This window comes from Ornithobacterium rhinotracheale DSM 15997, from assembly GCF_000265465.1.
In the GTDB taxonomy this organism is placed as follows: Bacteria; Bacteroidota; Bacteroidia; order Flavobacteriales; family Weeksellaceae; genus Ornithobacterium; species Ornithobacterium rhinotracheale.
Genome location: NC_018016.1, coordinates 1,278,260 through 1,290,765 on the forward strand (window position 1 = coordinate 1,278,260; position 12,506 = coordinate 1,290,765).

Consider the following 12,506-nt stretch of genomic DNA (forward strand, 5'->3'; position numbering starts at 1 on the left):
AAATATAATGATTTTTTTGAATTAGGCTTTTTCTCGTTTTTTCAAACTCTCTTGTTCAATAAGGTAAATTCGTTTAAAGGTTAAAGCCGCTAGGATTAGATAGAAAATACAGAGCAACCATAGATAAACAAATTCCTTTTGCATAAGGTTGATGTCTGCCCCCATCTGCGTGATGGCTACAAAGCCTTTTGCCCCCAATGTGGTAGGCACTAGGTTTGAAAGCCCCTCGATGTACCAAGGGATTGCATCCGTAGGCCAAGAGAAACCTGTAACGAGCAAGGCGGGAATCGAGGTAAACATAATGGCTAAAATGGCATCTTCTCTTTTTCTAAAGAAATTCAGCAAAAATAAACCAAGGTACACCACCGAAAGCAAAAATGGAATCATATACACCACGACTTCCAATAAGTTTCCACGCATTGGGATGTGGAAATATGGCATCACAAATCCTACCATGTACACCAAAATACAAAGGCTGATGATGAGGTAAGTTGTGGCTTTTCCCATGACGATTGGTAGCATTCCAAAAGTGTGATTGGCGTTTGGGTATAGTTTTACCATCTTGTGGTTTTCGCGCATGGTTCCGCCAAGGATTCCGATGGCTTGCAACATCGTGGTTTGGAAGATGATTACCAATACTACGGGAATCAAAAATGTGCCATATCCTGCGTTGGCGTTATATAAGTTTACGGCACTTCCCGTAAGTGGTGCTCGCTCTATTTGTGCCACTTTGGGTAAATTCCCTTTGGCTTCAATCTTCTTGATTTCAACACCTGCCCCCATGTAGGCTACCGCATATTTGGCAGCGGTGAGCACTTGCTTATAATACAAAATATAAGCCCCATCGGTGTACACAGAAATTGTGGGCTGTTGAGATTTCTGAAGATTTTTTGAGAAATTCTCTGGAACCACGATAATTCCTCGTACTTTTTCTTCTTCAAAGGCTTTTACCGCCTCTGGGAATTGGGCGTAATTGTGATTCATGCTCACTTGTTCGGTTTCGTCCATCATTCGGATAAATTGTCGGCTATATGCAGTGTTGTCTAAATCTACATAAGCCACCGGAAGCTCTGTTAAAACCTCGTCTGAGTAAACATAAGCATACAAGAAAGATACGACGGTGCTCACCAAGATGAATGAAAACAATACAGCAACATCTGAGAAGATGTTTTTAAACTCTCTCATCATTGCGTAGTAAAAGTTTCCAGCATCAAGGTGTATTCTGTTGATAAACCTATTCATAACCTCCTCTTTTTAATTTTTTCACAAATAACGGATATGAGCATAAGAACAAAACAAAGTAAGCTCCTAATGCGATTAAATTATGCAAAGTATAATTCATTGGGATTCCTTTGATGGCACGATTTACAAAATATTTGATAAAGTGCGTATAAGGGAAAATGTTACTTACATCTTGAATGAATTTTGGCAATCCTTCGATAGGGAAGGTGTATGCTCCAAACGAGAAACAAATGGCACAGAATCCCCCACCAAAAGTGAGTGCTGAACGCAGATCTTTAGTAATATTTACAAAGAAAACAGCGACTAACTGGTGCGTGAGAATAAGCACAAATGTGAGCAATACTACATTCCACAGCGGTACTTGCAAAGGTGTGCCAATGATCCTGAACAGGTAAAAGTTCATGAACCAGCCCACAAAGCAAAATACAATGGTGTAGGGGAGTAGCTTGCCCCACAATGCTGCCCAAGAGTTGCCTCCACTCATGCGCAACCAGCTATCGGCAAAGCCGTATTTGAGCGGTGTGCCAATGATGTAAATGCTTAAAATCACTACAAGCATTTCTAGCATAAAAGGCAAAAATGGTGTGATTAAGTAATACCCATAGTTGGAATATGGATTATACATATTATGCACATCTAGCTTAATGGGTTGCACATCGGCATGTGCCCAGTAGCCTTCTTGCCCTTTTTTCTTTCTTTTTTCTATGTCTATCCCCGCAGAAATCATTGCGATGGTGGTGCTAAATGCCTTTTGAATATTTCCCGCAGGCAACAAAAATTGCCCATTGGTGTAGCAAATAATCTCTGATTGTTGCCCATCAAGTACATTTTTTTGAATGCCTTGAGGGAGCACAACTACGGCATAAATATCTCCTCTTTTTAGCAATTTTTTAGCCTCGTCTTCGTTGTTTAAGGCTACGCTAAAAGAGATTTCTGGAGTGGATTCTAGCAAGCGAATGATCTTACGCGAAGTCGAGGACTTGTCGTAATCTATCACGGCGACTTTAAAGCTATTCGGGGTTCCTACCTTAAATAATAATCCAAAGAAGAAAAATAAAATAAGGGGGAGTCCCAAGCACAAAAATAGCTTCTTAGGCGAGCCCACTAGAATCTTAAATTCATAGAAAAATACTTTCCAAAAACCATTTTTCATACGATTGAGTGTTTTTAATTTTAATTAAAGAATGAAAAAATAAAAAAAAGCGTTTTTTATTCTTTCACAAGAACACTCATTCCTGGTTTTAGCCCTTCCACTTTCTTGGTAGGGTAAGCCTTAATTTGGAAAGTTTTGCGGTCGAAATCTCCACTTGAGCGAGTGGCACGCCAAGTTGCAAAATCGGCTTGCACTGCCATGTGTTTCACTTTAAGTTCGATTTCTTGGTCGTTCAAAGCAGGTACAAAGGCTCTGAAGACTTCACCCACTTTGTAGTGCCCTAATTTGTCTTCTCTAATGTTGAAAACCACCCATTCGTCGTTGGTGTCTATCAAGTTGATGACAGGGTAACCAGCATTTACGATTTCACCACGCGTAGGGATAATGGTTTCTACGGTTGCGTTGTAGGGTGCATAAACTTTTGCTCCATCAAGATAAGCGTTTACTTCGGCAATGGCTCCATTTGCTTTAGCTACCATGGCAGCTGCCGCTTCTTTGTCCTCGATACGAGTGCCACTTTTAGCCATTTCGTACTGAGACTTGGCTGCTGCGGCTTGCTTTTGGAGAGCCACCATTTGTGTATATGCCTCATCTTTTTTCTGAGCAGGCACCACTTTAGCCTCATATAAATTGCTCACACGCTGATAGGTTTTTTCTGCCAAGTTTGCTGCAGCTTGTGCTTGTTGCCAAACATTGTATGCCCCTGTGATTTGCTCTTTTCTTGCACCCGCATAGGCTTTTTGTTCTTGAGCTACGGCAGCAGATTTTGCCGCTTCGGCTTGCGATTTTTTGGCTTGAATTTCGGTACTTTCAAGCTCCAGGAGTAAATCTCCTTCTTTTACTTTTTGTCCTTCTTGAACAAAAATTTCTTTCACACGACCTGGCACTTTAGGTGCTACATTGATTTGCGTAGCCTCTACCTGCCCCTGCAAATAGTTTTCTTGCGGGCGATTGTAATACCAAATTGAAAGCCCCACAACTGTTCCGAAAACGATAAGGGTGATAATGATGCTGATGATATCTTTTGTTTTCATAACTAAAGAATAGAATTTCTTAAAAAATTAATTTAAATAGATTTTTATTGAATAATGTATTGATTTAAAGTATTGCTTAGTCCGCAAGTTTCAAGCATTTCGGTCAAAGCCTTGTCCATGGCAAAAAGTGCTTGGAGCTTTTTCATTCTGATCGAAGCCAAATAAAGGTTGGCATCTACCACATCTACTGATTTAGCAAAACCTTCGTAAAATGCTTTTTCTCTCACGCGCACAAGCTCCTCGGCAAAGGCTAAGGATTTTTTCAAACTTTCCAATTGTTCTTGTTGTTTTTGGATTTCGGTAAATTGTTTTTTCACCAAAGTTTGAATATCTCGCTCGGCTTGTTTCGTCAAGAAATCAACACTTTCGCTCACTGCCATGGATTGCTCATACTCTTTTTTGTTCTTAAATCCAGTAAAGACATCTATTTGCATGCCTACGCCTACATACCAATCTGGCTCGGTAATAGGCAAGTTTTCTGTTAGCAAATATTTAGAGCCCACTAGTGCGATGTCTGGCATAAACTTAGATTTCTTTAGCGTAACATCTTGTTCTGCCAATTGCTTTTTAAGGCGAGCCTTAGCAATTTCTGGATAATTTTCCTTGGCTTGTTCTTGGTAATATTCTAGCCCTTTAAGCAAAGCCACTTCAAAGAGAGGAGTGCTTAAATCATCGGTATATTTTTCTGTGTTCAGAGCTCCCCAAAGAGCCGCTTCGGCAAGTGCGACATCTTTTTCGGCACCTTGCAATTCACGATCGGCATCGGCAACGGCTGTTTCTGCCATCATTTTTTCTACGGGGGCAATCATTCCATTTTTTTCTAATTGCTGAGCGTTGTAGAAATGCTTTTCTGCCGCTTCTTTGGCTTGTTCCCTTACTTTCACGGCTTCTTGTGCCAGCTGCACTTGGAAGTAGCGAGTAGATACTTCGGAAATCAATTTAGATTTAACATCTTCTACTTCTTTTACTGCCAAATCTTTTTTAAGTTCAGCTGCGCGATTAGCAGCTTTGATTTTTCCTCCAGTAAAGATTGGCCACTTCACATCAGCTTGCAGCGTCATCACATCAGCCTCTTGGAATGGAATGCGCCAATCGCCCATTTTACTAGGTTTTAAAAATGGAACAATCGAAGCTAATTCGTATTTATATTTGTTTAAATTAAGCGAAAGTTCATCATTCATATGAATGATTTTTCCGCTCATGCTTACCTGCGGAAGGTGAAGTCCTTGCGCAGCATCAACCCCAAAATCGGCAGCTTGGGCTTGTTTTTCATAACCTTTGAGCTTGCCATTTTTGTTTTCCATTAAGTTGAGCGCCTCATTTAGGCTCAGGCTTTGCGCTTGTGCCGATAGGCTGAGCGTAAGCAAAATGGGACATAGGAATAGTTTAATCTTTTTCATTGTTTTTTTTTAAGCTAAAGCTTTGGTGTATAGTTTTGTCATCATATTTATATCATCGGTCGTGAGAGATGAATCCTTGAAAATTCTTCTTTTTCTCAAGTTGATTAAAAAGAAGGTGGTGCCCACTATTACGGTGTAAAGTATTTCTGGTGTAATCTCTTCTCTAATCTCTTTAGTTTTAAGTCCTAAAGATAATGCTTTTTCACAAATTTCGATTAAAATATTTGATTCTTTTGTTCTTAATTGAAAAGAATAATCCGTCATAAGTTTTAAGAAAAATAAAACATGATTAGGATGATTATTTGCTTGGTCGAAAAGAAATGAAATAAACTTGCTGATTACAAACTCTAGTCGCTCTTCTTTCTCCAATAATTGAGAGAGCATGTCTGTGTTTCGTTTAAATAAGTCGTTGTAAATAGCTTGGATAAGTTCTTCTTTTCCTGGATAAAATCTGTATAAATATCCCGTGGAAACTCCCGCTTCTCTAGCAATCTTGGCTACCGAAGCGTTTTTAATACCTTCTGCTACCACCGTATCTATGATGGATTCGTGTATTTTAGCGATTTTGGATCTGTCTGTTATTCTTGCCATAATTTTAATGAATAGTCGTTCATTTATGCAAAAGTAATACCAAACCCTTTAAAAACCAAAATATAGTCGTTGGTTTTTTATACTAACACTTAATTATGAGATTAATTATAGGTATTTTATTATCTTTGCCTTAAAATAAAAGAAGAAAGATAGTTTATGTCTAATAAAAAAAGTAGTTGTACCTTTTGTGGCAGAACACAGGACGAAGTCGATTTATTAATCTCTGGAATCCACGGAAATATATGCGACAGATGTGTAGAACAGGCCTATAATATGCTAGAAGCAGATGGCGTTTTTAAACAAAAACAAAGTGCCTCTCTTGAATTTGATTTGAAATCGCCTAAGGAAATTAAGGCAGCGCTAGATGAATATGTAATCGGGCAAGAAGATGCTAAAAAGATCCTTTCCGTAGCGGTGTATAATCACTACAAACGCCTAGGGCAAACAATAGGAGAAGATGAGGTGGAAATCGAAAAATCCAATATTTTGCTTGTGGGAGAAACAGGTACGGGGAAAACTTTGCTTGCCAAGACCATTGCGCGAAAACTCCAAGTGCCCTTCACCATTGTAGATGCCACAGTGCTTACCGAAGCTGGTTATGTGGGCGAAGATGTGGAAAGTTTGCTCACTCGCTTATTGCAAGCCGCAGATTACGATGTGGAGAAGGCTCAGCGAGGAATTGTATTTATAGACGAAATCGATAAAATTGCAAGAAAGGGCGACAATCCATCTATCACGAGAGATGTCTCGGGAGAGGGCGTTCAGCAAGGATTGTTGAAGTTGCTCGAGGGCTCTATCGTGAATGTGCCACCACAGGGAGGGAGAAAACACCCAGACCAAAAATACATTCAGGTGGATACCAAGCATATATTGTTTATAGCAGGTGGAGCTTTCGCTGGAATTGAAAAAGATATCGCTCGCCGTTTGAATACCAATGCAATTGGGTTTAAGAATGAAAATTCCGAGAAGTTAGACGAAAAAGGATTGCTTAAATATGTAAATGCGCAAGATTTAAGAAGTTTTGGTTTAATTCCAGAGCTTTTAGGTCGATTGCCGTTGGTAACGCATTTAGACCCCTTGTCTAAAGATGCGCTTTATGCGATTTTGACTCAGCCCAAAAATGCTTTAATTAAGCAATTTGAGAAATTATTTGCAATGGACGGCGTTCAGCTGAGCATAACGCCAGAAGCCATAGAGTGCTTTGTGGATAAAACTATGGAATTAGGTTTGGGGGCAAGAGGATTGCGTTCGCTTACCGAGAAGGTATTTACAGAATTAATGTATAACATAGATGAGCTGCCAAACGAGTATGAGCTCACGAAAGAAACAGTTTTAAATATATTAAATCAAGAATCAATTCAACAAATTAAAAATTTGAATCAATGAGAAAGTTAATTTTAACAAGCGTTGTGGCACTGATAGGTCTGTGCTCAATGCAAGCGCAACATTTGGGCTTTGGAGTAAGAGGTGCATACAACTACTCAAGCCTTAGAGGTACAGCGGCAACAGGTTTAAGCCTTGAAGGGCGTAGCGGGTACCAAGTAGGTCTTTTTGCAGAAGTTCCGTTGTTAGGAAAATGGAGCGTTCAGCCAGAGGTTTATTACTCTACACAAGGAGCTAAAAACTTGTTTAATGAAGGAGATGAGTTCAAAACTCAGAACATTAATATCCCTATTTTAGCTAAATATTATATAGTTAGTGGATTAAATGTGCAGTTCGGGCCTCAAATATCTTTCAAAACAGGAAGCGATTATAGCTTTGACAAAGCTCGCGTGAACCAAGCATGGAAAAACATAAGTAGTGGAGAAATGGCAAAAGGCACCAACTTTGGAGCTGTGCTAGGTTTGGGCTATCGTGTGCCAGTAGTAGGGCTTTCTATCGATGCACGCTACACACTAGGCTTAACAAATGTAGTGAATGATGACCAAACTGTGAAAGAAGCTATAAAAGCAGTTGGCGCTAAAGATAATTTCAAAAACGGAATATTCTCAGTAGGCGTAGGCTATTCTTTTTAAAGGTTAGATTTAGACAAAAAATCAAGAGCACTCTATTTTTTCATCAAAATAGGGTGCTTTTTTTTGTGTAATTTGGAGTGTTGTAAGTGTCTTTTATTTAATGCATTGCGTTGTTTTTTGCAATGGTGGGGTATTTTTGGCATGCACTTTGTTTAATTAAAGAGCATAACACATAAAATTTTAAAAAAATGAAAAAATTAGTTTTAACAGCAGCAATTGCATTTTCAGGAATCGTAGGATTGAATGCTCAATCAATGGAAAGCTTACAAATTGGCGCAAGAGCAGGATATAACTACTCTACATTAAGAGGCGATACTGCAAAAGATACCGATGTTAAAGGTCTTAGCGGATACAATGTAGGATTGTTTGTAGAAGTTCCTGTAACTGAGCGTTTCTCAATCCAGCCAGAGGTTCAGTACTCTACACAAGGAGCTAAATGGGAAGGCAAGTTGCTAGGCGATAGCAAATTGAAACTACAATACATCAATGTACCAGTTTTAGCCAAAGTATATGTAGCTGATGGGTTTAACATTCAAGCAGGTCCACAATTTGGATTTAAAACAGGTGCAGATTGGGAATACGATAGCAAATTATTTAACAACACAACAAAAGTTAATTTAGATGATGCGGTATCTGGATTTGACTTCGGTTTAGTGTTCGGAGCAGGTTACAAAACTCCAATCGGATTAACAATTGATGCTCGTTATGATTTAGGTCTTACCAATGTATTTGACAAAGACAATGAGTCATTGAAAACTATCAGTGTATCAAATGACAACGACTTCAAAAACGGAGTGTTCTCTATCGGTTTAGGATACCAATTCTAATTTCATAAATGTAATTTTATTTACATAGACATAAATTAAATTCAGTTTAAATGAGTCCCTTAATCATTAGATTAGGGGACTTTTTTTTGGCAAAAAACTTAAAAAATCTTTAATTTACGGCATCAATATCATTTCAATTTATCAAAATGAGTTGTAAATGATTATATTTGTTTAATATAAACCCGTGTAAAACTAAAAGATGGAACGATTTTCTTTCCTAAATGCCGTACATGCAGAGTACATAGATGAGCTGTATCAGAAATATAAAAAATACCCTGATAGTGTGGATCCTTCGTGGAGAAGCTTCTTTCAAGGATTTGATTTTGGACAACAAAGTTATGGAGACGACGAGTTATCTGAACAAGTAGTTTGTGATGAAACCGTGCCCGAAAAAATCCGAAAAGAGTTTAAAGTTATAAACTTAATCAATGGCTATCGCTCTCGTGGGCACTTGTTTACCAAGACCAATCCCGTGAGAAATCGCCGAACTTATAGACCTACTTTGGATTTAGAAAACTTCGGACTGTCTAAAGAGGATTTGAACACTACTTTTGACGCGGGAGAAATGCTCGGCATGGGCTCAAACCATACATTGGCAGAGATTATAGATCATTTGGAGAAAATGTATTGCCAATCGATTGGGGTGGAGTACATGTACATAAGAAAACCTGAAATCGTAGAATGGATTCAAAAATGGTTGAATAAAAATTTGAACCAACCAAAACTTACGACGGAAGAAAAAAGACAAGTTTTACATAAATTAAATGAAGCTACTGCATTTGAGGACTTTTTGCACAAAAAATTTGTGGGGCAAAAACGATTCTCTGGCGAGGGCGTGGAATCTGTGATTCCAGGATTAGACGAAATCATCACTCGTGGGGCAGAAGCTGGCGTGCAAGAATATGTCGTGGGCATGGCACACCGCGGAAGATTAAGCGTTTTGGCAAATGTCTTTAAGAAAAATTATTCGCAAATATTCAGTGAATTTGAGAAAAAAGAGTTTGAAGACGATTTCTTTGATGGTGATGTGAAATACCATTTAGGTTCAACCACTTATACCGAAACGCCAAAAGGCAAAAAAGTGAAAATTAATCTAGCACCGAACCCGTCGCACCTAGAAACTGTAGATGCGGTGGTAGAGGGAATCGCTCGTGCCAAAGCAGATTTGGAGTACAAAGGAGACTTCAATAAAATTATCCCAATTTTATTACACGGAGATGCTGCCATTTCTGGACAAGGAATCATCTACGAAGTGGTGCAGATGGAAAAGCTAGAGGGCTACAAAACAGGAGGGACAATCCATATCGTTACCAATAACCAAATCGGCTTCACTACCAATTACCTAGACGGGCGAAGCAGTACCTACTGTACTGATGTGGCAAAAGTTACGCTTAGTCCAGTATTGCATGTTAATGCAGATGATGTAGAGGCAGTGATACATGCGATGCGTTTTGCTGTGGATTACAGAATGCAGTTTAACGCCGATGTTTTCATAGATTTGCTAGGTTATAGAAAATATGGGCATAACGAAGGAGATGAGCCAAGATTTACGCAACCTAAATTATACAAAATCATTGCAAAACACCCGAATGTTCGAGAGATTTACAAAGAAAGTCTAGCCAAAGAAGGCGTTGTGGGCGATGAATTTTTGCGAGAAATGGAAGAGGACTTTAGACAAATCTTGGAAAACCATTTTGAGGAGTCGAAGAAAATCGAGAAAAATACGCTCGATCCATTTATGCCAGAAGTTTGGGAAGATTTTGAATTAAAAAGAATCGATACCATGCTTGAGCCAGTGGAGACAAAATCAGATTTAAAAGATTTAAAAGAAATAGCAGAAACTATTACAAAACTCCCTAGCGATAAGAAATTCATCAAAAAAGTTCAGCGTTTGTATGAACAAAGACACGAAATGGTATTTAAAGAAAATTCCATTGATTGGGGAATGGCTGAATTGCTTGCCTATGGCTCTTTGTTAAAAGAAGGATTCAATGTGAGAATCTCTGGAGAAGATGTAGAAAGAGGTACTTTCTCTCATCGTCATGCCTTGGTGAAAACAGAAGATGCCGAAGAAGAATTTATTTTGCTTAATAGCGTGAATAAAGATGCCCAATTGCAGATTTACAACTCTTTGTTGTCGGAATATGCAGTTTTGGGATTTGATTATGGCTATGCCATGGCAGCACCGAAAACTTTAAGCATTTGGGAAGCGCAGTTTGGAGATTTCTCCAATGGCGGACAAATTGTAATCGATCAGTATATTTCTGCTGCAGAGGATAAATGGAAAATGCAAAACGGGCTCGTAATGCTACTCCCTCACGGCTACGAGGGGCAAGGAGCAGAGCACTCTTCGGCTAGAGTAGAGCGTTATTTGCAATTGTGTGCACGCGGAAATATGTTTGTAGCAAATTGCACTACACCAGCAAACTTCTATCATTTGTTAAGAAGACAAATGCACACCAATTATCGCAAGCCTTTGGTAGTATTTACTCCAAAAAGTTTGCTGAGACATCCACAAGTAAAGTCAAGCATTGAGGAGTTGGCAGAAGGAACATTCCAGCCGATTATTGATGATACTGTGGTAAAGAAAAATGTGAAAAGACTCGTTTTTTGCACAGGAAAAGTGTACTATGATTTATTAGATTATAGAAAAGAAAATAAGCGAGACGATGTTGCCATCATTCGTCTAGAACAATTGTATCCATTAAACGTAGAAGAAATTAAGAAATTAATTAAATCATACAAAAACCACGAAAGCTTGGTGTGGGTGCAAGAGGAGCCAGAAAACATGGGAGCTTGGAGCTATATTTTAAGAAATCTACGCGAATTGCCATGGGAAGTGGTTGCGCCACATGAGTCGGCTGCACCAGCCACAGGTTCGTTCAAGGCTTGGTACAAAAATCAACAAAATGTAATCAACGAAACATTTAACCTTAATAATAAAAAATAAAAAAATAGAAATAATGAGCATTTTAGAAATGAAAGTTCCTTCTCCAGGGGAATCGATAACTGAAGTAGAAATAGCTACTTGGCTTGTAAAAGATGGCGACTATGTAGAAAAAGATCAGCCCATCGCAGAAGTAGATTCAGACAAAGCTACGCTAGAACTTCCTGCCGAAGAAAGTGGAGTAATTACGCTAAAAGCAGAAGAAGGGGACACCGTTGAGGTGGGGCAAGTCGTTTGCTTAATCGATCGTGATGCAAGCAAACCAGCAGGCACTAAATCTGAGGAGAAAAAAGAAACCAAAGCAGAAGAAAAACCAAAAGAGGAAGCTCCAAAAGTAGAAGAGAAAAAAGAAACTTATGCAACGGGAACTGCTTCGCCAGCAGCAAAAAAGATTTTGGCTGAGAAAAATATCGATCCAAAAGAAATAAAAGGAACAGGCAAAGATGGTAGAATTACCAAAGCCGATGCAGAACAATATGTGCCTGCCATGGGAAGTGCTCCATCGTATGCAAATCGTGGTACCGAGCGCAAAAAACTTTCTTCTTTGCGTAGAAAATTAGCACAGAGATTGGTAAGTGCCAAAAACGAGACAGCAATGCTTACTACCTTCAACGAGGTGGATATGACCGCTATTTTTGAAATTAGAAAAAAATACAAGGACGAATTTAAAGAAAAACACGGCGTAGGTTTAGGCTTTATGTCTTTCTTTACCAAAGCCGTAGTGCGTGCATTGCAAATGTATCCAGATGTAAACTCTATGATTGATGGAGATTACAAAGTGTCGTATGACTTTATGGATATTTCGATTGCTGTTTCAGGGCCAAAAGGATTGATGGTGCCCGTAGTACGCAGTGCAGAAATGCTCACATTCAGAGGAATTGAACAAAATATTAAAGATTTAGCCATTAAAGTAAGAGATGGAAAAATCACGATTGATGAGATGACTGGCGGAACATTCACCATTACCAATGGTGGAGTATTCGGTTCTATGATGTCTACACCTATCATCAATCCGCCACAATCGGCAATTTTAGGAATGCACAACATCGTTGAGCGTCCCGTAGTGAAAAACGGAGGAATCGCCATTGCACCGATGATGTATGTAGCCCTTTCATACGACCACAGAATCATCGACGGTAGAGAATCCGTAGGTTTCTTGGTGGCAGTGAAAGAAGCTGTGGAAAATCCTGCTGAATTGCTTATGGGAGGAACTTCTGATGCAGAAATCAGAAGAGCACTTGAGCTTTAAAACAAAAATTATATAAATAGTGAAAATCTGTTCATTTTTGGACAGATT

The 12,506-nt window shown here is 39.0% G+C and carries 10 protein-coding genes; 5 read left to right on the forward strand and 5 right to left on the reverse strand.

Annotated features, from left to right (window positions below):
* Positions 1–21: 21 nt before the first annotated feature.
* From ORNRH_RS06065 to ORNRH_RS11615, 5 genes are read right to left on the reverse strand one after another with little or no spacing between them, the layout of a single operon-like run.
* Positions 22–1,242 carry an ABC transporter permease gene (locus tag ORNRH_RS06065; protein ID WP_014791006.1) on the reverse strand — a complete coding sequence of 407 codons (1,221 nt, stop codon included), beginning with the start codon at positions 1,240–1,242 and terminating at the stop codon, positions 22–24.
* Positions 1,235–2,395: an ABC transporter permease gene (locus ORNRH_RS06070; protein WP_014791007.1), complete on the reverse strand. Its 1,161-nt coding sequence runs from the start codon at positions 2,393–2,395 to the stop codon at positions 1,235–1,237. The genes ORNRH_RS06065 and ORNRH_RS06070 overlap by 8 nt, the downstream gene beginning before the upstream one ends.
* Before the next feature lie 56 nt (positions 2,396–2,451).
* Entirely contained in the window at positions 2,452–3,429 is a 978-nt protein-coding gene (locus ORNRH_RS06075; RefSeq protein ID WP_014791008.1) for an HlyD family secretion protein, read from the reverse strand.
* Positions 3,430–3,473: 44 nt separating this feature from the next.
* Positions 3,474–4,829, reverse strand: coding sequence for a TolC family protein (locus ORNRH_RS06080; protein WP_014791009.1), 1,356 nt, complete (start codon positions 4,827–4,829; stop codon positions 3,474–3,476).
* Between the two features lie 9 nt (positions 4,830–4,838).
* Positions 4,839–5,420, reverse strand: a complete 582-nt coding sequence (locus ORNRH_RS11615; RefSeq protein WP_014791010.1) for a TetR/AcrR family transcriptional regulator — start codon at positions 5,418–5,420, stop codon at positions 4,839–4,841.
* 156 nt (positions 5,421–5,576) lie between these two features.
* On the opposite strand from ORNRH_RS11615, the gene clpX reads away from it, so the two are divergent.
* From clpX to odhB, 5 genes are all read left to right on the forward strand, one after another.
* Positions 5,577–6,806: an ATP-dependent Clp protease ATP-binding subunit ClpX gene (gene clpX, locus ORNRH_RS06090; RefSeq protein ID WP_014791011.1), complete on the forward strand. Its 1,230-nt coding sequence runs from the start codon at positions 5,577–5,579 to the stop codon at positions 6,804–6,806.
* Positions 6,803–7,435, forward strand: a complete 633-nt coding sequence (locus ORNRH_RS06095; protein ID WP_014791012.1) for a porin family protein — start codon at positions 6,803–6,805, stop codon at positions 7,433–7,435. The genes clpX and ORNRH_RS06095 overlap by 4 nt, the downstream gene beginning before the upstream one ends.
* Positions 7,436–7,623: 188 nt before the next feature.
* Entirely contained in the window at positions 7,624–8,262 is a 639-nt protein-coding gene (locus tag ORNRH_RS06100) for a porin family protein (RefSeq protein WP_014791013.1), read from the forward strand.
* Between the two features lie 199 nt (positions 8,263–8,461).
* A complete protein-coding gene (locus ORNRH_RS06105) occupies positions 8,462–11,212 on the forward strand; it encodes a 2-oxoglutarate dehydrogenase E1 component (RefSeq protein ID WP_014791014.1) in 2,751 nt (916 codons plus the stop codon).
* A gap of 13 nt (positions 11,213–11,225) precedes the next feature.
* Entirely contained in the window at positions 11,226–12,458 is a 1,233-nt protein-coding gene (gene odhB, locus ORNRH_RS06110) for a 2-oxoglutarate dehydrogenase complex dihydrolipoyllysine-residue succinyltransferase (protein WP_014791015.1), read from the forward strand.
* Positions 12,459–12,506 lie beyond the last annotated feature (48 nt).

Bases quoted from the DNA above. Each gene is read 5' to 3' on its own strand.
- ORNRH_RS06095 (WP_014791012.1), top strand. From the start codon at position 6,803: ATGAGAAAGTTAATTTTAACAAGCGTTGTGGCACTGATAGGTCTGTGC.
- ORNRH_RS06075 (WP_014791008.1), bottom strand. From the start codon at position 3,429: ATGAAAACAAAAGATATCATCAGCATCATTATCACCCTTATCGTTTTC.
- ORNRH_RS06080 (WP_014791009.1), bottom strand. From the start codon at position 4,829: ATGAAAAAGATTAAACTATTCCTATGTCCCATTTTGCTTACGCTCAGC.
- ORNRH_RS06105 (WP_014791014.1), top strand. From the start codon at position 8,462: ATGGAACGATTTTCTTTCCTAAATGCCGTACATGCAGAGTACATAGAT.
- ORNRH_RS11615 (WP_014791010.1), bottom strand. From the start codon at position 5,420: ATGGCAAGAATAACAGACAGATCCAAAATCGCTAAAATACACGAATCC.
- clpX (WP_014791011.1), top strand. From the start codon at position 5,577: ATGTCTAATAAAAAAAGTAGTTGTACCTTTTGTGGCAGAACACAGGAC.
- ORNRH_RS06100 (WP_014791013.1), top strand. From the start codon at position 7,624: ATGAAAAAATTAGTTTTAACAGCAGCAATTGCATTTTCAGGAATCGTA.
- ORNRH_RS06070 (WP_014791007.1), bottom strand. From the start codon at position 2,395: ATGAAAAATGGTTTTTGGAAAGTATTTTTCTATGAATTTAAGATTCTA.
- ORNRH_RS06065 (WP_014791006.1), bottom strand. From the start codon at position 1,242: ATGAATAGGTTTATCAACAGAATACACCTTGATGCTGGAAACTTTTAC.
- odhB (WP_014791015.1), top strand. From the start codon at position 11,226: ATGAGCATTTTAGAAATGAAAGTTCCTTCTCCAGGGGAATCGATAACT.